Here is a 22,119-nt window from a genome sequence, read left to right on the forward strand (position 1 = left end):
GGACACGATGGCTCTGCGCGCCACCAAGAAGACGATCATCATCGCCAGTGCGGTCGCCGTGCTCCTTGTCGGAGGGACCGCGACTGCGGCCGTCATGGTGCTCAACTCGCAACAGCAGCCGCAGGCGGAGGCGACCCGAGCGCCGCAGCCCACCCCCACGCCCACGCCGGTCGTGACCGATCCGCCCGCCGTCGTGCCCGTCACGAACGTCGCAAGAGCCTCCGTGGACGGATGGACCCTCGCCGACCGCACGCTGGTCGGCACCGTGCTGCCCGAGGTCGGCGCCGCCGCGAGTGGGGCGGTCTCGCTGCGGGTGGATGCTCCCGCCGACGATGCCGACATCATCGCTGCCAGCGCGCCTGTCACGCTCGCTCCCGCCGCGGAGTACACCCTCAGGCTGTCGGCGCGCGTTCTCGCAGAAGAGAAGATCGCTTCGGGCATCCGCCTGACGGTCGCGGGCCAGACCTTCGAACTGCCCGAGCTTGACGCGGAGTGGGAGCCGATCGAGTTCCCGTTCACCTCCCCGGCCGACGCGGCTGCCTCATCGATCGACGTCGTGCTGTCGGGTGCCGTCCGCGGCTTCGGAATCGACGATGTCTCGATCATGGGAGGTGACGGTGCCGAACTCGTGCCGAACGGCTCGTTCGAGGCCGTGCAGACGCCGTCGGGCATCGTCAACGATTCTCTCGTCATGACCGGTGAGTCGGCGCTGCTCGCCGTCTCACTGCCGGAGGGGCCCGTGAGCTGGACCGCGACGTCGACGGCGGGGGGCGAGCCGATCACGGGGGAGTCCGCGGTCGCAGGGGCGCTCGCGGCTCTGCCGCTGACCGGCGTCTCGCAGGGACACTACGAGGTCTCCGTCAACGACGCATCCGGGCGTCAGATCCAGACGGCCGTCGCCATCATCGACACCGACGGCTTCTCGATCGCGCAGGACGGACGCTTCGGCGTCGCTGCCCACGTCGAGAAGGAGACCTTCATAGGCACGGGCTCGCTCGCCGCCGCGCTCGGATTCGCCGAGGTGCGCAACGACATCTCCTGGGAGCGGAACGAGAAGACCCCCGGGCAGTATGTGTGGGACCCGAACTACGAGCGTGAGTTCTCTCGCATGCATGCGAACGACGTGAAGCTGCTGGGCCTCGTCGTCTACGGCAACCGGCTCTATGGAAGCCGGAAGGCGCCCGGCAGCGAGCAGTCGATCCAGGCGTACGGTGCCTATGCCAAGGCGGTCGCCGACAGGTTCGACCTGGTCGGTCTCGAGGTGCTCAACGAGTTCAACCATCGGGAGAACGACACCGCCTGCGGCCCGGCGCCCTCGTGCTACGTGCCGATCGCGCAGGCCGTGCAGGACCACGTGGGCGCGGCGCATCCGGACCTCCCGATCGTCACGGGTTCCACCGCTCTCTACGATCGCGACTGGTTCGTCGGGTTCTGGCAGGCGGGCGGGCTCGCGGTGACCGACGTGGCGAGCTACCACCCGTACGAGTCCTGGATCAACCGCGACTCCGACCTGATCGCCGGAACCGTGCAGCAGTCCTACGCCGACATGCAGGAGTTCGCGGGCGAGACGCGACCCGTGTGGGTGACGGAGATGGGTTTCCCCACCCACTACGACGGTGTCGGCGCTCTCGAGCAGGGGCAGATGCTGGTACGCAACGAGGCACTCGCCTTCGCGAACGGCGTCGAGAAGTACTTCTGGTATGACCTGATCAACGACACCCCTGATCTCGCGGCAGGCGAGTCGAACTTCGGTCTCTACGAGAACAGCCCGCGAGCGAACGTCGTCGCGCTGGCTCCGAAGCCGGGTGCTTTCGCCCAGGCCCTGATGATCGCGCAGCTCGGTGGCAAGGACTTCTCGTCGGAGGAGTCCGATGAGACGAGCACCGTGACGGTGTTCGGGACGGGCGACGAGACGACCCGGGTCGCGTGGGCGGCGCAGGGTGACGTGCAGCGCACGTTCGCGTCGGATGTCGCGGTGACCGTGACGGATATGTCAGGGAACGCAGAACTGGTGGAGTCGGAAGACGGAGAGGTCACGGTGACGCTCGGTGCGTCTCCGGTCTTCATCACACCGGAGGCAGAATGAGTGCCACGGAATCGTGCAGAGCTGCCGAGAGTGAACCGAACCCGGTCGCTCCGGAAGGAAAGGTGCATCGTCCATGAGTCCTGATCGTCAGGAAGCGCAGACCATCGACGAAGAGAAGACGGGCCGCCAGAGGCGTCGTCGTCGCGTCTGGGTGATTCTCAGCCTCGTCGTCATCGTTCTGCTCCTCGCCGTCTGCTGGGTCGGGCTGCGTGCCATCACCGTGAAGGACGGGTTGCTCAAGAGTCAGGAGCTGCTCAGCGACATCCAGAACGGTGGCGAGGCCCAGGAGCTGCTTCCGGAGCTCGCCGAGAACGCCGCCAGTGCAGGGTCCGCCGCGTCGGATCCGGTGTGGTGGCTCATGGAGTGGATTCCCGCCGTCGGCGACAACCTCAAGGGAGTGCGTCTCGCAGCGCAGTCGCTCGATGCGCTCGTGAACGGAGTCGCCGTGCCCGTGATGGGCACCGAGGGCTCCACGGGTTCGATCACGGAGAGGCTCCTCGATGCCTCCGCGGATCAGGGTGCGCGCATCACCGAACTCGCAGACGGGCTGGAGTCTGTCTCGGACTCGCCGTTCCTCGTCTCGGTCGTGCGTGACGGGATCGACGACGTCGACAAGGTGATGTCGACCGCAGCCCCCGTGATCGCCACTCTGCCGTCCCTTCTGGGAGGTGACGGTGCGAAGAACTACCTGCTCGTCTTCCAGAACAACGCCGAGACGCTGGCGCTGGGTGGCAGCGCAGCGGCTCAGACGCTCGTCAAGGTCGACGGCGGCAAGATCGAGATGGGTTCTCAGGGCAACAGCGGCAGTTACCAGAACGGCGTCGCGGTCGATGTCGAGGTGCCGCCGAGCGCCATCGAGCTGTATACGAGCTACCTCGTGGACCACATCAACACGAGCATGAGCCGGCCCGACTTCCCCACTGCGGCCAAGATCATGAGGGCCTGGTGGCAGCGCGACATCGCCCCCGATGAGATCGCCGGAGTCATCTCGATCGACCCGATCGCGTTGTCGCGGATCCTCGTCGCGACCGGCCCGATCGAGCTCGCCTCGGGTGAGGTCCTCTCGGATGACAACGCCGTCTCGCTTCTGCTGAGCGAGGTCTACGGACGGTGGGATTCGTACAAGGAACCTGAACTCGTCGACGGATTCTTCGCCGACACCGCAGCCGCCGTCTTCGACAAGATCGCCACCGGAGACTTCGACCTCAAGGACATGCTGTGGGCGGTCTCGGAGAGCGCCTCGCAGGGCAGCGTGCTGGTCTGGAGTGACGACTCGCAGGTAGCGGATGCCATCAAGGGCGCCCGTATCAGCGGCATCCTTCCCGACAACAACAAGAACACCACCACGATGGGTGTCTACTTCAACAACACCAACGGCTCGAAGATCGACTACTTCACGGAGACCGCGACCTCTGCGAGGTCCACCTGCGAGGCGGGAACCGCCACGTTCACCGCGGATGCATCGCTCACTCTGCCGCTGACGCAGCGGCAGGCTGAGGCACTGCCGCGCTACGTGCAGAGCATGACGTTCGGTGCTCGCTTCCGCGACACGATCTTCGTCTACGGCCCTCCCGGAACGACTCTGTCCGAGGCGGACTTCACCGGCGACGAGGTCTCGGTGACCCACAGTGGCATCGACGATCTCGGGCGCCCCGTCGTCGCGTTCGAGGCGTGGTTCGATCCGGGCGACTCGGTCTCGGTCACCGCGACGTTCGTCGGATCCGACGGCGACCACGGCCCTCTCATGCTTCAGACGAACCCGATGGTGCGGGGCGCGAAGCCGGCCGTCACTGACGGGTGCTCCGGTTGAGCGCTGCACGAGTACTGCCGTAATATCCTTCGACCGGTATTATGGCTGGCGTTCTGACGTCGGACCGGAGGGGGTGAGAGTCGTCGTCGTTCAACTCGATCACGGTGACTCCAGCTCAGACGGCGGAGCGAGAGGCGGTACGCGGCTTCCCGAGTACAAGTCGCGGCGCCTCATGTGGAACCGTCGGTACGCGAGTCGTCTGTTCTACAGCGACCTCATCGTGATGGTCGTCGCGCTGTTGATCTCCGGGGCGATCTTGCTGCCCAGACTTCCGGCGGGCGTGCTCTGGCCGAGCGGGCCCCGGGTCTCCTATCTGTCCGCACTGATCGTGATCGGCGTGGTCTGGCTGATCGCCCTCGATGCGACGGACTCGCGCGACCGGCACATCGTCGGTCAGGGAGCCGACGAATACCGGCGCATCGTCAACGCCTCGGTCGCGGTCTTCGCCCTCACCGTCGCGATCGCGTTCTTCCTCGGGATCGAGCTCTCGCGACTGCTGGTGGCCGTCGTCTTCCCGGTCGGACTGATGCTCCTGCTCCTGTCGCGCTGGCTGTGCCGGCAGTGGCTTCGTGGACGTCAGAAGACGGGCCAGTACCTGCACCGTGCGGTGGTGATCGGCGAGCCGTCGAAGGTCGCGCATGTCGCGCGCGAGATCCGCCGCGCCAAGAGCAGCGGCTACGAGATCGTCGGCGTCATCACCGAAGGCACGTCGGCTGCCGACATCTCGGGATTCGAGGTGCTCGGCAGCATCGCGAATGTCGAGGGCGTTCTCGACGACCTGCGCTTCGACGCGCTCATCATCGTCGGATCCGACGATCTCGACCCCCTGACGCTGCGTCGCCTCGGGTACGCGGTGTCGGATCGTGACATCCAGCTCATCATGGCGCCGGTGATGACCGATATCGCAGGTCCTCGTCTGCACACGACCCCCGTCGCCGGACTGCCGCTCGTGCATGTCGACTATCCCCGTATGGAGGGGTCCGAGCGCTTCCTCAAACGCAGCTTCGACATCGTCGGATCCTTCGTGCTCCTGGTCCTGCTCTCTCCGGTGTTCCTCGCCACCGCGATCGCAGTCCGGGTCGACGGGCCAGGCGGCGTCTTCTATCGCCAGGACCGGATCGGTCGAGGCGGGCACACCTTCGGCATGCTCAAGTTCCGGTCGATGGTCGCTGACGCCGATGACCAGCTGGCGACCCTGCTCGACATGCAGGGCGACGGTGGCACGCCGCTGTTCAAGATCAACGACGATCCGCGCATCACGGGTGTCGGACGTTTCCTCCGGCGGCACTCCATCGACGAGCTCCCGCAGCTCATCAACGTGTTCCGCGGAGACATGAGTCTGGTCGGCCCCCGGCCGCAGCGAGCGACCGAGGTCGCACTCTATGACGACTTCGAACACCGGCGGCTCCTCGTCAAGCCGGGCATGAGTGGCCTGTGGCAGGTCAGCGGACGCTCGACCCTCTCGTGGGAGGAGACGATCCGTCTCGACCTCTACTACGTCGAGAACTGGTCGCTCACGCAGGACTTCGTCATCCTGTTCCGCACCATCAGGGCAGTAGTGGCGCCGGGCGTGAGCGCTCACTGATCTGTAGACCGCCCGCGCGGTGACGGCGATTGCACCCTCGCCCTGGGTACATTCGAGACCATGAGATCCCCCCTTGCGACGCGTCTCGCTGCGAGTGCTCTGGCCATCGTCATACTCGCAACTGCGGCAGGCTGCGCCGCGGATGCCGACGCGACTGCCCCTGCTCCGACATCGACAGCCACCTCGACTCCCGAACCGACGCCGTCGGCTACGGTTCCGACCGCTGAGCCGACGCCCACGGCCGAGCCTTCAGCGACACCCGGGCCGGAGTACGGCGCCTTCACCTTCGAGCAGCTCGCACAGATCTGCATCGACGCGACCGTCTCGACCTTCGCTCCGGACGTCGTCTTCGACGCTCCTAACACGCGTATCGAGCAGCGCATCGTTACTCCGGAATGGCTCGTCATCGTACCGGCGGCGACCATGGGTTATCAGGGGCAGTCGGTGTGCACCATCGGCGGCACGCCGGACGCCCCGGAGATGGAGCTGGGTTCGGGATCGATCGAGCAGCTGCCTGAAGAGCAGATCCAGAACCTGATCCGCGGCGAGAATGAGGGGGGCGATCGCTAGTGTGCGATGCGGGGGACTCCGAGCCCTCGTCCGAACACCGCGCTCAGCCCTTCTTCTCTCGTCGGGCGCTGCTGGTCGGTGCGGGAGTGGCCGTCGGCGCGACGGCGATCGGATGGGATCTGCTCTCGCCCAGCCTCTCGGCCACCGCTGCGGGCACGTATCTTCGTCCATGTGGAGACGTGCGCATCTCGAGCAGCTGGCAGGACCACCGGAATCGCAACCCGCCGTCGGGGGAGCCGGGCACGGACTACGCGGTCCCTGTGGGGACGCCGATCAGAGCTGCTGCCGACGGGGTCATCGTCGACCGCAAGGACACCACGTCGACGGCCACCGGCCGATACCTGGCGCTTCGCGCGGACGACGGCAACTACATCCGCTACCTCCACCTTCAGTCGAGCGCGGTTCTGCCAGGCACAAGGGTGGCGCGAGGGCAGGTCATCGCCGTGTCGGGGGCATCCGGCTTCGGATACGAAGCCGGATACGGCCCCCACGTGCATGTGTCGCTATGGCTCGGCGGCACGCCCCTGCAGTTGGGGTTCACCAACTCTGTCGATTTTGAGAATTACGCTGAACCGGAGGACCCCATGCCAGTACACCAATCATCCGAATATTCGTGGAACGCGACTCTGCCCAACCGCAAGTGGACGACGGTTCCTGTCGGTATGGGAAAGTATTACCTCGCGAGCACGGGAACTTCGGGCAGTGAGACCGGCGACCTCGCAATTTACTTCAGCGCGACAGGCGTAACGAGGGGTTTTCAAATCCGCGTGGTGGCCGAGGCTCTCGACTCGGCGGGACAGGTCACGAAGACTTCAGGCCAGCCAGTTCTCGAAATACCGCCCACTCGTGATTCGGCAGTGAACCCGCAAACTTTCGGCCAGTACGCCGTCCCCTATTTTCTTTCGGGGCGATTGAGGATTTTCGCGCAAGTGCGCGCGCTGAATTCTGGCATCAGAGTACAGAAGGTGATCGTGAAGAGAAACTTTTGGCTTTCCTGATCGCCTAGGTATTGGCGGCTCCCCTTAGATCAACCGATTCCCCGCGATCTGACTCGCTCTTGTCCTAAACCAGCGCGGGACGCCACCAAAGCAATTCTCGCGTTCAATCTTGTCAAGACGTCACGAGGGCTGGACGACCAACGTACGCGGGTAACCGCATCGCGAAATATCGCTCAAACTCGGCACGGCAGGCGCAGTCAAGAGGGCGTTGTCGCGTATGAGGTTTCAGCGTGGTTGGGCGCTGGTGCGAAGGTTCGCTAGGAAAAACGGGCACCTCGAATTATCTCAATGATTTGTTCTTTTGGTAACGGAGTGTGGCCAGAGACCGAGTCCGTGACGAGAACTGATTGCTCTCCTAGGAAGTCGCATTCCTCAGAAAGCTTCGGTAAGGAGTCGAGGAATGCTTTCTGCTGATCGTAGCTCGTGTCGTTCTCGTTGGTGATTAGAAGTAGCGGGGGAACGACTTTCGCATAAAGTAACCTAGAAATCAGATCCACCCTCTCAGGGAACACCTTTCGAAACTCCGACAGTGGTTGTCGAACGACTTCCTCGAGCATGTGGATGGCGCTAGGTACCGGCCATCGCTCGACGTCGATTTGAGGAATCTCAGCAATGGCGTAAGAGCCGGGCAAGTGCGCGGCGATTCCGATGGCCCCGAATCCTCCCAACGATGAACCGTGAATCGTCACGCTATCAAGCTTGATGTCCAGGGTGGTTGCAATCTTCTGAACGATAGAGGCGAGCTCCGAGATCAGGTCGATCTCGGGGTGCATGAACCACCCTCCGCGCAGTCGCTCATCCAGCGCGATCGAGGGGTCACCCAATGCGACGACGTGCGTTTCCGAAAGGTCTTCGTGCCAAGTCCATCGGTGGAAAAAAGGAACGCGGCGCACTGATCCAGCACCCTGGGCGCCAGGTAAAAAGACGACCATCCGGCGCGCGCCCACGCGCACTGCGACATTCGCATGCGCTGCGAGGTTGTGTTCGAGCTGAGTGGTCAACATGTAGATCCCCGGCGCCGGGTATCGAGACGTCCAATCGTCTAAAGCCACTTGCTGACTCGGATAGCTTTGCATCTGCCCGACGCTAGCATTCGGTCGGGTCTGGTTCGGCTATTTCGGATAGGAAGTTGAGCTCTGCGTCTCAGTCGTGCCGGGCGTCTGTGTCGACCGGTGCTCTAGCCGGCCAGCCCATTCAAGTGCTGGATCGTCCGGCGGGAGGGCGCCACGAGTCCACAACTCGGAACCGCCCCTGCTGCGCTTTGCCTGAAGCTAGGTGGGTATGGGCTTGGTGAGGCTCTCGATAGAGTTTGCGGGCCTACGGGGCTGGGCATCCCTGCCCAGGGGGACCTCCTTCCGCTTGCCGGTCCTTCCATGCAGAATGTACGTGCGTCGCACATCCGATGCGATCGTTCGCAGAAAAAGGGGGCCCGTCATGGGTATCGAGGAAACCGTCAACAAGGGCAAGGACCTGTACGAGCAGAACAAGGACAAGATCGCTGAGGCCGTCAAGAGCGAGCAGGCCGAGGACATCAGCGACAAGGTGCTCGACGGCGTCGCCGACTTCGCCAAGAAGATCGCTCCCGGTGCAGCGGACAAGATCGACGAGATCCGCGACCAGGCCGACAAGGCTGTCGGCAACCAGTAACGCGACTCACGCAGTCTGACAACGGCGGCTCCTCCACCCGGGGGAGCCGCCGCTCTTCTGCATCCGCGATCTGGAAACCCGGTATTCGGCACGGCGGTATCGCGTTTCAGTGCGGCCATCCCCTAGGATGAGAGAGATCGCCTGGGGAACTTGCGATCAGGGACGTCGAAGGGGTTCGACCTCCCGAAGTACGCGGTTCGCCGCGACAAACTGGGGAATGATTTTGGGGATCATCATGCGACGCGCGCACTCTGTGCGCTTCAGCGTCTTCCCGCCCGTGCGGCGGTCACTCCGCCGCGCCCTCGAACGAGGAAGACGGCGTCCCTTCACGCCGGACTCCTCGCGTTCGGTGTGCCCCCTCGCACTGAACGCCCTCCCCAAGCGGGGCGAGGCATGGGGATGCCTCGCCCCGCTCTCTCCGGTTCTCTGACGACCGGAGGCGTGGTTCCGAGGCTCTGAGCCCGGGGCCGCGGGGGCATGTCCAGGGGATGCTCAGCAAACGCGACACGCCCGGGTTTGCACTGGGGAAATCCGCCGTGGCAGAATAGACAGGTTCGACATTCCGGCGCGCTCAGCGTGAGCCGGATCACCACCACGACAGTGCATAGGCGGCGCAGACGCGCAGGGACCTAGGCCGCGGGTGGCAGAACGATCCCGACATCTTCATCACGAGGGCTTCGCCGTGCGCGGCGGAGGTCGGACACCCGCTCGCTGAGAGGCCTGCGGGATGACAGCAGAACAGTGGTGCAGCAGATCGGCTCGCGAGAGTCGTTCGAGTGCCGAGGCGCGAACAGCGCCGACGTGCGTCCAATGCCCCAGGGCCACCCGGTCCCGGACGGTAAGACGCTTAAAGAGAGAGAGCAGACAATGGCGGGACAGAAGATCCGCATTCGCCTGAAGTCGTATGACCACGAGGTCATCGACACGTCCGCACGCAAGATCGTCGACACCGTGACCCGTGCGGGTGCAACTGTCGTCGGTCCCGTGCCCCTTCCGACCGAGAAGAACGTCGTGTGCGTCATCCGGTCGCCGCACAAGTACAAGGACAGCCGCGAGCACTTCGAGATGCGCACCCACAAGCGTCTGATCGACATCGTCGACCCGACGCCCAAGGCTGTCGACTCGCTGATGCGTCTCGACCTGCCTGCCGATGTCAACATCGAGATCAAGCTCTGAGGTTCGACATGGCTGACATCAACGCAAAGATTTCCAAGGGCATGCTGGGCACCAAGCTCGGCATGACGCAGGTGTGGTCCGAGAACGGCAAGCTCGTTCCCGTCACCGTCATCGAGCTCTCGCCGAACGTGGTCACGCAGATCCGTACCCCCGAGAAGGACGGCTACAAGGCCGTTCAGATCGCCTACGGTCAGATCGACCCCCGCAAGGTGAACAAGCCCCTCACCGCTCACTTCGAGGCCGCCGGCGTCACGCCGCGCCGTCACGTCACCGAGATCCGCACCGCGGACGCCGGCGACTACACCCTGGGCCAGGAGCTCACGGTCGATGGAACCTTCGAGGCCGGACAGCTCGTCGACGTCGTCGGCACGAGCAAGGGCAAGGGCTTCGCCGGTGTCATGAAGCGTCACAACTTCAAGGGCGTCTCGGCATCGCACGGTTCGCACCGCAACCACCGCAAGCCCGGCTCCATCGGCGCATCGTCGACCCCGAGCCGCGTCTTCAAGGGCATGCGCATGGCCGGCCGTATGGGTGGCGAGCGCGTGACCGTCCTCAACCTCACGGTGCACGCCGTCGACATCGAGAAGGGTCTGCTGCTCGTCAAGGGCGCCGTCCCCGGTGCTCGTGGCCGCATCGTCTACGTCCGCAACGCAGTGAAGGGTGCCTGATCATGGCTGACTCCACTCTCGCGCTTGACGTCCTCAAGGCAGACGGCAAGAAGGCTGGCTCGATCGAGCTTCCCGCCGCGCTGTTCGACGCCAAGACGAACATCCCGCTCATCCACCAGGTCGTCGTCGCGCAGCTCGCGGCGGCTCGCCAGGGAACCCACTCGACCAAGCGTCGCGGTGAGGTCTCGGGTGCCGGCCGCAAGCCCTTCAAGCAGAAGGGCACGGGTAACGCCCGTCAGGGCTCCATCCGCGCGCCGCACATGACCGGTGGTGGAATCGTGCACGGCCCCAAGCCGCGCGACTACTCGCAGCGCACCCCCAAGAAGATGATCGCCGCCGCCCTCCTGGGCGCGCTCAGCGACCGCTTCCGCGGTGAGCGCATCCACGCCATCGAGTCGTTCGGCATCGACGGCACGCCTTCGACCAAGACCGCGGTGAACTTCCTCACCAACGTCGTCTCGTCGAAGAACGTGCTCGTGGTCATCGAGCGCAACGACGACGTGACGCTGAAGAGCATCCGCAACCTGTCGAACCTGCACGTGCTGACGTTCGACCAGCTCAACGCCTACGACGTGCTCGTCTCCGACGACATCGTCTTCACCCAGGCCGCGCTCGAGGGCTTCATCGCCTCGAAGTCCGGCGCCAACCAGGAGGTCTCCGCATGAGCGAGCAGGCATCTGTTCTCCAGACGGCCCTGAACAAGGACCCGCGCGACATCATCCTGAAGCCGGTCGTGTCCGAGAAGAGCTACGGTCTCATCGACGAGGGTAAGTACACCTTCCTCGTGGACCCGCGCGCTTCGAAGACCGAGATCAAGCTCGCCATCGAGAAGATCTTCGGCGTCAAGGTCGCAGGGGTCAACACCCTCAACCGCGTCGGCAAGGCTCGTCGCACCCGCTTCGGCACCGGCAAGCGCAAGGACACCAAGCGCGCCATCGTCACCCTGAAGTCGGGCACCATCGACATCTTCACGGCAATCGGCTGATCCGGGGGATAAGGACAATAATGGCTATTCGCAAGTACAAGCCCACGACCCCGGGCCGTCGCGGCTCGTCGGTGGCTGACTTCGCCGAGATCACCCGATCGACGCCGGAGAAGTCGCTGCTGCGCCCGCTCTCGAAGACCGGTGGTCGCAACAACCAGGGCCGCATCACGACCCGTCACATCGGTGGTGGCCACAAGCGCCAGTACCGCGTCATCGACTTCCGTCGCAATGACAAGGACGGCGTGGACGCCAAGGTCGCTCACATCGAGTACGACCCCAACCGCACCGCGCGCATCGCGCTGCTGCACTACTTCGACGGCGAGAAGCGCTACATCCTCGCGCCGGCGAAGCTGAAGCAGGGCGACGTCGTCGAGTCGGGTGCCGGCGCTGACATCAAGCCGGGCAACAACCTCCCGCTGAAGAACATCCCGACGGGTACCGTCATCCACGCGATCGAGCTCCGTCCCGGTGGCGGCGCGAAGATGGCACGTTCGGCCGGTGCATCCGTCCGTCTCGTCGCCAAGGATGGCAACTTCGCCCAGCTGCGTCTGCCCTCGGGCGAGATCCGCAACGTCGATGCGCGCTGCCGCGCGACCATCGGCGAGGTCGGCAACGCCGAGCAGTCGAACATCAACTGGGGCAAGGCCGGCCGCATGCGCTGGAAGGGCGTTCGCCCGACCGTCCGTGGTGTCGCGATGAACCCGGTCGACCACCCGCACGGTGGTGGTGAGGGCAAGACGTCCGGTGGACGTCACCCCGTCTCCCCGTGGGGCCAGGCTGAGGGTCGCACCCGTCACGCCAACAAGGAAAGCGACAAGTACATCGTGCGTCGTCGTAACGCCGGCAAGAAGCGTAAGTAGGAGTAAGAGAAGATGCCTCGCAGTCTTAAGAAGGGCCCCTTCGTCGACGATCACCTGCTTCGCAAGGTGGTCGTGCAGAACGAAGCCGGCACCAAGAACGTCATCAAGACCTGGTCCCGCCGGTCGATGATCATCCCGGCCATGCTGGGACACACGATCGCGGTCCACGACGGTCGCAAGCACATCCCCGTGTTTGTGTCGGAGACCATGGTCGGACACAAGCTGGGCGAGTTCGCGCCCACCCGCACCTTCCGCGGCCATGAGAAGGACGACAAGAAGGGCCGCCGCCGCTGACGCGGGGGCGATAGAGGAGAGAGAAATGGTGGAGTCCATCGCACGCGTGCGACACATCCGCGTGACCCCTCAGAAGGCTCGTCGTGTCGTCGCGCTCATCAAGGGCAAGCAGGCCCAGGAAGCTCTGGCGATCCTGAAGTTCGCACAGCAGAGCGCCAGTGAGCCGATCTACAAGCTTGTCGCGTCGGCCATGGCCAACGCGCAGGTCAAGGCGGATCGTGACGGCGAGTACCTCGACGAGCAGGACCTGTACGTGGCTAACGCCTACGTCGACGAGGGCACGACGCTCAAGCGTTTCCAGCCCCGTGCACAGGGTCGCGCTTTCCAGATCAAGAAGCGCACGAGCCACATCACGGTCGTGCTCTCGACGCCCGCCGCAGCTCCGGCTGCTGCGAGCGACAGCAACAAGAAGGCGAGCAAGTAATGGGACAGAAGGTAAACCCGTACGGCTTCCGTCTCGGCATCACCACGGACCACGTGTCGCGCTGGTTCTCGGACTCGACGAAGCCCGGTCAGCGTTACGCCGACTACGTCGCCGAGGACATCAAGATCCGCAACCTGCTGAAGACGCAGCTCGACCGCGCCGGTGTCTCGAACATCGAGATCGAGCGCACCCGTGACCGCGTCCGCGTCGACATCCACACCGCCCGTCCGGGCATCGTGATCGGTCGTCGTGGAGCCGAGGCCGAGCGCATCCGCGGCGACCTCGAGAAGCTCTCGGGCAAGCAGATCCAGCTGAACATCCTCGAGGTCAAGAACCCCGAGGCCGACGCTCAGCTCGTCGCACAGGGCATCGCCGAGCAGCTCTCTGCTCGCGTGGCGTTCCGTCGTGCGATGCGCAAGGGTCTCCAGGGCGCGCAGCGCGCTGGCGCCAAGGGCATCCGCATCCAGGTCTCCGGCCGCCTCGGCGGCGCCGAGATGAGCCGCTCGGAGTTCTACCGCGAGGGTCGTGTGCCGCTGCACACGCTGCGCGCGAACATCGACTACGGCTTCTACGAGGCGAAGACCACCTTCGGCCGCATCGGCGTGAAGGTCTGGATCTACAAGGGCGACCTGACGGCGAAGGAGCTCGCTCGCGAGCAGGCCAACGCCCCCAAGGCTCGTCGTGATGACCGTGGTGGCGACCGTCGTCGCGCACCGCGCAACGAGGCACCCGTCGCAGAAGGAGCGTCTGCCTGATGCTTATTCCCCGCAAGGTCAAGTTCCGTAAGCAGCACCACCCCGGCCGTAGCGGCCAGGCGACCGGTGGCACGAAGGTCTCCTTCGGCGAGTTCGGCATCCAGGCGCTCACGCCTGCCTACGTGACGAACCGTCAGATCGAGTCCGCTCGTATCGCGGTCACGCGTCACATCAAGCGTGGCGGCAAGGTGTGGATCAACATCTACCCCGACCGTCCCCTCACCAAGAAGCCTGCCGAGACCCGCATGGGTTCCGGTAAGGGTTCGCCCGAGTGGTGGGTCGCCAACGTCAAGCCGGGTCGGGTCCTCTTCGAGGTCTCCGGCGTGAGCGAGGAACTCGCTCGCGAGGCACTCACCCGTGCCATTCACAAGCTGCCTCTCAAGGCACGCATCATCAAGCGCGAGGAGGGCGACGCGTAATGGCGATCGGCACCAAGGAGCTCGCTCCGGCAGAGCTCGACACGTTCGAAGACCAGCGCCTCGTTGAGGAGCTGCGTAAGGCCAAGGAGGAGCTTTTCAACCTCCGTTTCCAGTCGGCCACCGGCCAGCTGGAGAGCCACGGCCGCATCCGCGCCGTCAAGCGCGACATCGCGCGTCTCTACACCGTGATCCGCGAACGCGAGCTGGGCATCCGTGCGACGCCCGCTCCGGTCGAGGTCCCGGCCAAGAAGGCGTCCAAGTCGAAGGCGAAGAAGGCGGATGCCGCCGACGACGCCGTGAAGGAAGAGGCTGAGTGATGGCCACCAAGAAGGAAGCCGCAGTCGAGGCTGAGCACGCCGCACACGACGTACGCGATGAGGACGCCCGTGGCTACCGCAAGTCGCGTCGTGGCTACGTCGTCAGCGACAAGATGGACAAGACCATCGTGGTCGAGGTCGAGGACCGCGTGAAGCACCCGCTTTACGGCAAGGTCATCCGCCGCACCTCGAAGGTCAAGGCGCACGATGAGGCGAACTCCGCCGGCATCGGCGACCTCGTCCTGATCAACGAGACCCGCCCGCTGAGCGCCACGAAGCGCTGGCGTCTGGTGGAGATTCTGGAGAAGGCCAAGTGATTCAGCAGGAGTCTCGCCTCAAGGTCGCCGACAACACCGGCGCGAAGGAGCTGCTCACCATCCGTGTGCTCGGCGGCTCGCGTCGTCGTTACGCCGGCCTCGGTGACACCATCGTCGCGACCGTCAAGGACGCGATCCCCGGCGGAAACGTCAAGAAGGGCGATGTGGTCAAGGCCGTCATCGTCCGCACGGTCAAGTCCACGCGTCGTCCCGACGGCTCGTACATCAAGTTCGACGAGAACGCCGCCGTCATCCTGAAGAACGACGGGGAGCCCCGCGGCACCCGTATCTTCGGACCGGTCGGTCGTGAGCTTCGCGACAAGAAGTTCATGAAGATCGTCTCGCTCGCGCCGGAGGTTATTTAAGTCATGGCGAAGATCAAGAAGGGTGACCTGGTTCAGGTCATCACCGGAGCCACGCAGGAGCGTGGCGGCGACCGCGGCAAGCAGGGCAAGGTCCTCGAGGTCCTTGCTGAGAAGAACCGCGTCATCGTCGAAGGCGTGAACTACGTCACCAAGCACACCCGCGTCGGACAGACGCAGCGTGGCACCAAGACGGGAGGCCTCGAGACCGTCGAGGCGTCCATCCACATCTCGAACGTCGCACTCGTCGACCCCTCGACCAAGAAGCCGACCAAGGTCGGCCACCGGGTCGAGGAGCAGACCAAGGACGGCGTCAAGCGCACCGTCCGCGTGCGCTACGCGAAGAAGAGCGGTAAGGACCTCTGATGGCATCGACCGACGCTGCGGTGGCTGGCAAGATCCAGCCCCGCCTGAAGGCGAAGTACAACGCCGAGATCAAGAAGGCTCTGCAGGACGAGTTCGGCTACGCCAACGTCATGCAGATCCCCGGCCTGGTCAAGGTCGTCGTGAACACCGGTGTCGGCGAGGCAGCTCGCGACAGCAAGGTGATCGATGGTGCGGTCGACGACCTCACCAAGATCACCGGCCAGAAGCCGATCGTCACGAAGGCCCGCAAGTCCATCGCGCAGTTCAAGCTGCGTGAGGGCCAGGCCATCGGCGCGCACGTCACCCTCCGCGGCGACCGTGCGTGGGAGTTCGTGGACCGCCTGGTCTCGCTCGCACTGCCCCGCATCCGCGACTTCCGCGGACTGTCGGCCAAGCAGTTCGACGGCAACGGCAACTACACCTTCGGTCTCCAGGAGCAGAGCGTGTTCCACGAGATCGACCAGGACAAGATCGACCGGGTTCGCGGTTTCGACATCACCGTCGTCACCACCGCGAAGACGGATGACGAGGGTCGCGCTCTGCTGCGTCACCTCGGCTTCCCGTTCCGTTCGGACGACGCCCAGGCGTAGCACTTTCGACGGGCTCAGCGGCCAGTGGTCACTGGGCCCGTCGAATTGCACGTACAATCGAAGATTGCGTGCTCATCGCAGGCCGTCTGTCGTGTAACGGCAGCCGGAACCGTATGAACAAAGGAAAACACCAATGACAATGACAGACCCGGTCGCAGATCTGCTGACCCGTCTGCGCAACGCGAACTCGGCGCACCACGATTCCGTGACGCTGCCGTCGAGCAAGCTGAAGACGCACATCGCCGACATCCTCCAGCAGGAGGGCTACATCGCCGGCTGGGAGACCTCCGAGGCGCGCGTGGGACAGAACCTCACGCTGCAGCTGAAGTACGGCCCCAACCGCGAGCGTTCGATCGCGGGCATCAAGCGCGTGTCGAAGCCCGGCCTCCGCGTCTACGCGAAGTCCACCGAGCTCCCCAAGGTCCTCGGCGGCCTCGGCGTGGCCATCCTGTCCACCTCCTCCGGTCTTCTCACCGACCGTCAGGCAGAGCAGAAGGGCGTGGGCGGAGAAGTTCTCGCCTACGTGTGGTAATCGAAAATGTCGCGTATCGGACGACTTCCCATCGACGTTCCCGCGGGCGTGACCGTTTCGGTCACCGGCCGTGAGGTCGCGGTGAAGGGCCCCAAGGGTGAGCTCACCCTGACGGTCGCCAACCCCATCGAGGTCGCGGTCGAGGAGAACCAGGTTCTCGTCACCCGTCCCGACGACGAGCGCGAGTCGCGGTCGCTTCACGGCCTGACCCGCACGCTCATCAACAACAACATCATCGGCGTGACCCAGGGCTACACCAAGGGTCTCGAGGTCGTCGGCACCGGTTACCGCGTGGCTCAGAAGGGCAGCTCGGTCGAGTTCGCCCTGGGCTTCTCGCACCCGGTCCTGATCGACCCGCCCGCCGGCATCACGCTCACGGTCGAGGGCACCAACAAGCTCACCGTCAGCGGGATCGACAAGCAGGCTGTCGGCGAGGCAGCTGCCAACATCCGCAAGATCCGCAAGCCCGAGCCGTACAAGGGCAAGGGCGTGCGCTACGCCGGCGAGAACGTGCGTCGCAAGGCCGGAAAGAGTGGTAAGTAACCATGGCTCTCAAGTCAAAGTCTGACGCCCGCGCGCGTCGTCACGCCCGCCTTCGCAAGAAGGTCGTCGGCACCGAGGCGCGTCCGCGCCTCGTCGTCAACCGTTCGGCTCGCCACGTCTTCGTGCAGCTTGTCGACGACAGCAAGGGTCACACCGTGGCGTCGGCTTCGACGCTCGAGACCGACCTGCGCTCGCTCGAGGGTGACAAGACCGCCAAGGCCCGCAAGGTCGGCGAGCTCCTCGCCGAGCGTGCGAAGGCTGCCGGCGTTTCCGAGGCAGTGTTCGACCGTGGCGGCAACCGCTACGCAGGTCGTGTCGCCGCCATCGCCGACGGCGCCCGCGAGGGGGGTCTGGCACTGTGAGTGACAACAAGGAGAACGAAGTGACCGAAGCGGCTGCTGCCACTTCCGAGACTGCCACCGGCACCACGCAGGCAGAGCCGTCTCAGCGCGACAACCGCCGCGGCGGTGGCCGTGGTGACCGCAACCAGGGTGGTCGTGACCGCAACTCGCGTGACCGTGGGGACAACCAGTTCCTCGAGCGCGTCGTCACCATCAACCGCGTCTCGAAGGTCGTGAAGGGTGGTCGTCGCTTCAGCTTCACCGCTCTCGTGGTCGTCGGCGACGGCAACGGTCTGGTGGGCGTCGGCTACGGCAAGGCCCGCGAGGTCCCTCTGGCGATCTCGAAGGGTGTCGAAGAGGCCAAGCGCAACTTCTTCCGCGTCCCGCGCGTCGGAAGCACCATCCCGCACCCCGTGCAGGGTGAGGCCGCAGCAGGCGTCGTCCTGCTTCGTCCGGCTGCTGCCGGTACCGGTGTCATCGCCGGTGGTCCGGTCCGCGCCGTGCTCGAGTGCGCCGGTATCCACGACGTGCTGTCGAAGTCGCTCGGTTCGTCGAACACGATCAACATCGTGCACGCGACGGTGGAGGCCCTGAAGCAGCTCGAGGAGCCCCGTGCGGTCGCCGCACGTCGTGGCCTCGAGTTCGACCAGGTCGCCCCCGCGCGTCTTGTCCGCGCCGAGGCTGAGGCCATCGCCGCACAGAAGGTAGGTGCCTGATGGCCGCCCGGCTCAAGGTCACGCAGATCAAGTCCAAGGTGAGTGAGAAGCAGAACCAGCGCGACACGCTGCGTTCGCTCGGTCTCAAGCGCATCGGTGACAGCACCGTTCGCCCCGACGACGCGCAGACGCGCGGCTACGTCAAGACCGTCGCGCACCTCGTCAAGGTTGAGGAGATCGACTAATGGCTGAGAAGAACGAAGCCGTCGAGGCCGAGAAGGCCCCGAAGAAGGCAGCTGCTCCCAAGGCGGCCGCCGAGAAGAAGCCCGCTGCCAAGAAGGCGCCCGCAGCTGCTGCAGGCACCAAGGCCGAGGCTGCTGCCAAGAAGCCCGCTGCCAAGAAGGCCGCGCCGAAGAAGGATGCTCCGGCATCCCGCCCCGGCGTCCTGAAGGTCCACCACCTGCGTCCGGTCCCCGGATCCAACACCGCGAAGACCCGTGTCGGTCGCGGTGAGGGCTCCAAGGGTAAGACCGCAGGTCGCGGTACCAAGGGCACCAAGGCTCGCAACACAGTCCGCGTCGGCTTCGAGGGTGGGCAGATGCCTCTGCACATGCGCACCCCGAAGCTCCGCGGCTTCAAGAACCCGTTCCGCGTCGAGTACCAGGTCGTGAACCTGGAGAAGCTCGCGGAGCTGTACCCGAAGGGCGGCGACGTCACCGTCACCGACCTGGTCGCCAAGGGTGCCGTTCGCAAGAACGAGAAGGTCAAGGTTCTCGGAAACGGCGACATCGCCGTGAAGCTCACCGTTGCGGTCGACAAGGTCTCGGGTTCTGCCGAGCAGAAGATCGTGGCGGCCGGCGGATCCGTCAAGTAACCACTTCATGAGAGGGGTCGGAGATTCTCCGGCCCCTCTTATGGGTTAGCCTGTTCTTTCAGCCGTCCCTCAGGATCGGCAACCTTTTCAGGAGGCACGTCCTTGTTTAGCGCCATCGCGCGGATCTTCCGCACGCCAGACCTGCGTCGAAAGATCGGTTTCACCCTCGCCATCGTCGCGATCTACCGACTCGGCTCCAACGTCCCCGCTCCGTTCGTGAACTTCCCGAACGTCGAGGAGTGCCTCGCTCTCAACTCAGGCACCGAGGGACTCCTCGGACTCGTCAACCTCTTCTCGGGTGGCGCTCTCCTGCAGCTCTCGATCTTCGCCCTCGGCGTCATGCCGTACATCACGGCGACGATCATCACCCAGCTCCTCCGCGTGGTCATCCCGCACTTCGAGGCGCTGCACAAAGAGGGTCAGGCCGGCCAGGCCAAGCTGACCCAGTACACGCGCTACCTCACCATCGCCCTCGCGCTGCTGCAGTCGACCACCCTCGTGACGGTGGCTCGCAGCGGTCAGCTGTTCGGCACCACCGAGATCGCCGCGTGCCAGAACCTCCTCACGAACGACGTGTGGTGGGCGCAGCTGCTCATCATCATGGCGATGACCGCAGGCACCGGCCTCATCATGTGGTTCGCCGAGCTCGTCACCGAGCGCGGCATCGGCAACGGCATGTCGCTTCTGATCTTCACGTCGATCGCCGCCACCTTCCCCGGAGCCATGTGGCTCATCTGGGAGAGCCGTGGTTTCGAGGTGTTCCTCATGGTGCTCGCGGTGGGAATCGTCGTGATGGGTCTCGTCGTCTTCGTCGAGCAGTCGCAGCGACGCATCCCCGTGCAGTACGCCAAGCGCATGGTGGGTCGTCGCACCTACGGCGGCACCAACACCTACATCCCGATCAAGGTGAACATGGCGGGTGTGATCCCCGTGATCTTCGCCTCGTCGCTGCTGTACATCCCGGCTCTGATCGCGCAGTTCAACACTCCGCAGGACGGCTCCGAGCCGGCCGCGTGGGTGACCTGGATCTCGACCTACTTCACCACCGGCGACCAGCCGATCTATATGATCGCGTACTTCCTGCTGATCATCGGCTTCACGTACTTCTACGTCGCGATCACGTTCAACCCCGTCGAGGTCGCCGACAACATGAAGAAGTACGGCGGGTTCATCCCCGGCATCCGTGCCGGTCGTCCGACCGCCGAGTACCTCGACTACGTGCTCACGCGCATCACGCTGCCGGGCTCGATCTACCTGGGTCTGATCGCGCTCATCCCGCTGATCGCACTCGCCACCGTCGGCGCCAACCAGAACTTCCCGTTCGGTGGCGCATCGATCCTCATCATCGTGGGTGTCGGTCTCGAGACGGTCAAGCAGATCGATGCACAGCTGCAGCAGCGTCACTACGAAGGGCTCCTCCGATGATGGTTCGACAGGCTCACCACCCCACGGCCAGGTTGCTGATCGTCGGCCCGCAGGGGTCCGGCAAGGGAACGCAGGGCGTTCGCATCGCCGAGTCGTACGGCATCCCGGTCGTGTCGACGGGAGACATCTTCCGCGCGAACATCAAGCAGGGCACGCCCCTCGGCCAGCAGGTCACCGCGATCCTCGACAAGGGCGACCTCGTTCCCGATGAGCTCACGAGCGAGATCGTGCGCGATCGCCTCACCCAGGATGACGCCGCGAACGGATTCCTCCTCGACGGCTACCCGCGCAACACGGCGCAGGTCGCGCACCTCGAGGAGTTCCTCGCCGGTCGCGGTGAGTCGCTGGATGCTGTCATCCTGCTCGACGTTCCCCGCGAGGAGAGCATCGAGCGCCTGAAGCTGCGTGCGGCCGAGCAGGGTCGTTCTGACGACACTGACGAGGGCATCGCGCACCGCCTGGACATCTACGAGAAGGAGACCGCTCCGATCCTCGAGGTCTACGGTGCCCGCGGCATCGTCGACCGCATCGACGGAGTCGGCTCTCTCGATGAGATCACGGAGCGCGTGTTCGCCGCGCTCACCGCGCGCGGCCTGCGCCTCGCTGCCTGATCAGTTCGATGTTCCGCAAGTCGATCTACAAGTCGCCGGCTCAGTTGCGAGCCATGGTCGAGCCGGGACTCATCACCGCGGCCGCACTGGATGCCGTGCGTCCGCTGATCCGCCCGGGAATCACCACCCTCGAGCTCGACGCCGAGGCGAACCGGGTCATCCTGGCGCGCGGGGCGGAGTCGAACTTCCAGCTCGTGCGCGGGTACCGGCACACGACCTGCATCTCGGTGAACGAAGAGGTCGTGCACGGCATCCCCGGTGAGCGCGTGCTGCAGGCCGGCGACATCGTGTCGATCGACTGCGGTGCCCAGTACCAGGGGTGGAACGGCGACAGCGCCATCACGGTCGTCGTCCCGGATGACAGCCGCCCGGAGCTGGTCGCACAGCGACTCGAGCTCTCGCGCGTAACCGAGGGGTCGATGTGGGCCGGCATCGCCGCGATGGCGACCGCCTCGCACCTCGGCGACCTCGGAGCAGCGATCCAGGGATACATCGAGGCTCAGGGCCCGTCGGCCGTCTCGGGGCAGACCTACGGCATCCTGCGCGAGTACGTCGGCCACGGCATCGGCCGCAAGATGCACGAGGCGCCGAGCGTCTTCAACTACCGCACGCCCGACCCCGGTGCCGAGGTCAAGCCCGGTCTCGTGCTCGCGATCGAGCCCATGGTCACCGCGGGAAGCGACGAGACGTTCGTCGAGGACGATGACTGGACTGTCTCGACCGTCGACGGCACCGACGGCTCGCACTGGGAGCACAGCGTCGCCCTGCACGACGGCGGCATCTGGGTGCTCACAGCGCCTGACGGGGGAGCAGCGGGCCTCGCGCCCTTCGGCGTGGTGCCTGCACCGATCGCCTGACGCGGCGCCTTGAGGCACCCTGTGGCCCTGAGCCGGACTGTGGCCCTGCGG

At 65.0% G+C, this 22,119-nt stretch carries 30 protein-coding genes; 29 read left to right on the plus strand and 1 reads right to left on the minus strand.

Annotated elements, in window-relative coordinates:
- Positions 1–7: 7 nt before the first annotated feature.
- From IXW21_RS15320 to IXW21_RS15340, 5 genes are all read left to right on the plus strand, one after another.
- Entirely contained in the window at positions 8–2,086 is a 2,079-nt protein-coding gene (locus tag IXW21_RS15320) for a hypothetical protein (RefSeq protein ID WP_194765124.1), read from the plus strand.
- A 73-nt stretch (positions 2,087–2,159) separates the two neighbouring features.
- Positions 2,160–3,896 carry a DUF4012 domain-containing protein gene (locus IXW21_RS15325; RefSeq protein ID WP_194765125.1) on the plus strand — a complete coding sequence of 579 codons (1,737 nt, stop codon included), beginning with the start codon at positions 2,160–2,162 and terminating at the stop codon, positions 3,894–3,896.
- Positions 3,897–4,068: 172 nt separating this feature from the next.
- Positions 4,069–5,481: a sugar transferase gene (locus IXW21_RS15330; protein ID WP_194765126.1), complete on the plus strand. Its 1,413-nt coding sequence runs from the start codon at positions 4,069–4,071 to the stop codon at positions 5,479–5,481.
- A gap of 60 nt (positions 5,482–5,541) precedes the next feature.
- Entirely contained in the window at positions 5,542–6,051 is a 510-nt protein-coding gene (locus tag IXW21_RS15335) for a hypothetical protein (RefSeq protein ID WP_194765127.1), read from the plus strand.
- Between the two features lie 179 nt (positions 6,052–6,230).
- The gene (locus tag IXW21_RS15340; RefSeq protein WP_323742275.1) at positions 6,231–7,049 is read left to right on the plus strand and encodes a M23 family metallopeptidase; all 819 of its coding nucleotides are present in this window, start codon (positions 6,231–6,233) and stop codon (positions 7,047–7,049) included.
- Positions 7,050–7,306: 257 nt separating this feature from the next.
- On the opposite strand, the gene IXW21_RS15345 is transcribed toward IXW21_RS15340, so the two are convergent.
- Positions 7,307–8,125 carry an alpha/beta hydrolase family protein gene (locus tag IXW21_RS15345; protein ID WP_194765129.1) on the minus strand — a complete coding sequence of 273 codons (819 nt, stop codon included), beginning with the start codon at positions 8,123–8,125 and terminating at the stop codon, positions 7,307–7,309.
- 358 nt (positions 8,126–8,483) lie between these two features.
- On the opposite strand from IXW21_RS15345, the gene IXW21_RS15350 reads away from it, so the two are divergent.
- The 24 genes from IXW21_RS15350 to map all read left to right on the plus strand — a co-directional run bounded on the left by IXW21_RS15350 (position 8,484) and on the right by map (position 22,068).
- On the plus strand, positions 8,484–8,696 hold the full coding sequence (locus tag IXW21_RS15350; protein WP_194765130.1) for a hypothetical protein: 213 nt from the start codon (positions 8,484–8,486) through the stop codon (positions 8,694–8,696).
- A gap of 867 nt (positions 8,697–9,563) precedes the next feature.
- On the plus strand, positions 9,564–9,872 hold the full coding sequence (gene rpsJ, locus IXW21_RS15355; protein ID WP_017201594.1) for a 30S ribosomal protein S10: 309 nt from the start codon (positions 9,564–9,566) through the stop codon (positions 9,870–9,872).
- 8 nt (positions 9,873–9,880) lie between these two features.
- On the plus strand, positions 9,881–10,540 hold the full coding sequence (rplC, locus tag IXW21_RS15360; RefSeq protein ID WP_194765131.1) for a 50S ribosomal protein L3: 660 nt from the start codon (positions 9,881–9,883) through the stop codon (positions 10,538–10,540).
- Between the two features lie 2 nt (positions 10,541–10,542).
- Positions 10,543–11,205, plus strand: coding sequence for a 50S ribosomal protein L4 (gene rplD / locus IXW21_RS15365; RefSeq protein ID WP_194765132.1), 663 nt, complete (start codon positions 10,543–10,545; stop codon positions 11,203–11,205).
- The gene (gene rplW / locus IXW21_RS15370; RefSeq protein ID WP_017829206.1) at positions 11,202–11,525 is read left to right on the plus strand and encodes a 50S ribosomal protein L23; all 324 of its coding nucleotides are present in this window, start codon (positions 11,202–11,204) and stop codon (positions 11,523–11,525) included. The genes rplD and rplW overlap by 4 nt, the downstream gene beginning before the upstream one ends.
- Before the next feature lie 20 nt (positions 11,526–11,545).
- The gene (gene rplB, locus IXW21_RS15375; RefSeq protein WP_067121105.1) at positions 11,546–12,385 is read left to right on the plus strand and encodes a 50S ribosomal protein L2; all 840 of its coding nucleotides are present in this window, start codon (positions 11,546–11,548) and stop codon (positions 12,383–12,385) included.
- 12 nt (positions 12,386–12,397) lie between these two features.
- Positions 12,398–12,679 carry a 30S ribosomal protein S19 gene (gene rpsS, locus IXW21_RS15380; RefSeq protein WP_017829205.1) on the plus strand — a complete coding sequence of 94 codons (282 nt, stop codon included), beginning with the start codon at positions 12,398–12,400 and terminating at the stop codon, positions 12,677–12,679.
- 25 nt (positions 12,680–12,704) lie between these two features.
- Positions 12,705–13,103: a 50S ribosomal protein L22 gene (rplV, locus tag IXW21_RS15385; protein ID WP_194765133.1), complete on the plus strand. Its 399-nt coding sequence runs from the start codon at positions 12,705–12,707 to the stop codon at positions 13,101–13,103.
- On the plus strand, positions 13,103–13,858 hold the full coding sequence (gene rpsC, locus IXW21_RS15390) for a 30S ribosomal protein S3 (protein ID WP_017201587.1): 756 nt from the start codon (positions 13,103–13,105) through the stop codon (positions 13,856–13,858). Before rplV ends, rpsC begins: the two co-directional genes overlap by 1 nt.
- Positions 13,858–14,277 carry a 50S ribosomal protein L16 gene (gene rplP / locus IXW21_RS15395; RefSeq protein ID WP_167948788.1) on the plus strand — a complete coding sequence of 140 codons (420 nt, stop codon included), beginning with the start codon at positions 13,858–13,860 and terminating at the stop codon, positions 14,275–14,277. Before rpsC ends, rplP begins: the two co-directional genes overlap by 1 nt.
- The gene (rpmC, locus tag IXW21_RS15400) at positions 14,277–14,594 is read left to right on the plus strand and encodes a 50S ribosomal protein L29 (protein WP_194765134.1); all 318 of its coding nucleotides are present in this window, start codon (positions 14,277–14,279) and stop codon (positions 14,592–14,594) included. Before rplP ends, rpmC begins: the two co-directional genes overlap by 1 nt.
- Complete coding sequence (rpsQ, locus tag IXW21_RS15405; protein WP_194765135.1) at positions 14,594–14,911, plus strand: 30S ribosomal protein S17; 318 nt, start codon at positions 14,594–14,596, stop codon at positions 14,909–14,911. Before rpmC ends, rpsQ begins: the two co-directional genes overlap by 1 nt.
- Complete coding sequence (rplN, locus tag IXW21_RS15410; protein WP_053097479.1) at positions 14,908–15,276, plus strand: 50S ribosomal protein L14; 369 nt, start codon at positions 14,908–14,910, stop codon at positions 15,274–15,276. The genes rpsQ and rplN overlap by 4 nt, the downstream gene beginning before the upstream one ends.
- Positions 15,277–15,279: 3 nt before the next feature.
- A complete protein-coding gene (gene rplX, locus IXW21_RS15415) occupies positions 15,280–15,639 on the plus strand; it encodes a 50S ribosomal protein L24 (protein ID WP_067121114.1) in 360 nt (119 codons plus the stop codon).
- Positions 15,639–16,229, plus strand: coding sequence for a 50S ribosomal protein L5 (gene rplE / locus IXW21_RS15420; RefSeq protein ID WP_194765136.1), 591 nt, complete (start codon positions 15,639–15,641; stop codon positions 16,227–16,229). Before rplX ends, rplE begins: the two co-directional genes overlap by 1 nt.
- Before the next feature lie 133 nt (positions 16,230–16,362).
- Entirely contained in the window at positions 16,363–16,761 is a 399-nt protein-coding gene (gene rpsH / locus IXW21_RS15425; RefSeq protein WP_194765137.1) for a 30S ribosomal protein S8, read from the plus strand.
- Between the two features lie 6 nt (positions 16,762–16,767).
- The gene (gene rplF, locus IXW21_RS15430) at positions 16,768–17,304 is read left to right on the plus strand and encodes a 50S ribosomal protein L6 (protein WP_194765138.1); all 537 of its coding nucleotides are present in this window, start codon (positions 16,768–16,770) and stop codon (positions 17,302–17,304) included.
- Between the two features lie 2 nt (positions 17,305–17,306).
- A complete protein-coding gene (gene rplR / locus IXW21_RS15435) occupies positions 17,307–17,666 on the plus strand; it encodes a 50S ribosomal protein L18 (protein ID WP_017201578.1) in 360 nt (119 codons plus the stop codon).
- Positions 17,663–18,361, plus strand: a complete 699-nt coding sequence (rpsE, locus tag IXW21_RS15440; RefSeq protein WP_194765139.1) for a 30S ribosomal protein S5 — start codon at positions 17,663–17,665, stop codon at positions 18,359–18,361. Before rplR ends, rpsE begins: the two co-directional genes overlap by 4 nt.
- Positions 18,361–18,546 (plus strand): 50S ribosomal protein L30, encoded by a 186-nt coding sequence (rpmD, locus tag IXW21_RS15445; protein WP_067121122.1) that lies wholly within the window; start codon positions 18,361–18,363, stop codon positions 18,544–18,546. Before rpsE ends, rpmD begins: the two co-directional genes overlap by 1 nt.
- Positions 18,546–19,175 (plus strand): 50S ribosomal protein L15, encoded by a 630-nt coding sequence (gene rplO, locus IXW21_RS15450; RefSeq protein ID WP_228528620.1) that lies wholly within the window; start codon positions 18,546–18,548, stop codon positions 19,173–19,175. Before rpmD ends, rplO begins: the two co-directional genes overlap by 1 nt.
- 102 nt (positions 19,176–19,277) lie before the next feature.
- Positions 19,278–20,600, plus strand: coding sequence for a preprotein translocase subunit SecY (secY, locus tag IXW21_RS15455; protein ID WP_194765140.1), 1,323 nt, complete (start codon positions 19,278–19,280; stop codon positions 20,598–20,600).
- Entirely contained in the window at positions 20,600–21,211 is a 612-nt protein-coding gene (locus IXW21_RS15460) for an adenylate kinase (RefSeq protein ID WP_194765151.1), read from the plus strand. The genes secY and IXW21_RS15460 overlap by 1 nt, the downstream gene beginning before the upstream one ends.
- An 8-nt stretch (positions 21,212–21,219) precedes the next feature.
- Positions 21,220–22,068, plus strand: a complete 849-nt coding sequence (map, locus tag IXW21_RS15465; protein WP_194765141.1) for a type I methionyl aminopeptidase — start codon at positions 21,220–21,222, stop codon at positions 22,066–22,068.
- Positions 22,069–22,119 lie beyond the last annotated feature (51 nt).

The organism is Microbacterium sp. UFMG61, assembly GCF_015354505.1.
Taxonomy (GTDB): domain Bacteria; phylum Actinomycetota; class Actinomycetes; order Actinomycetales; family Microbacteriaceae; genus Microbacterium.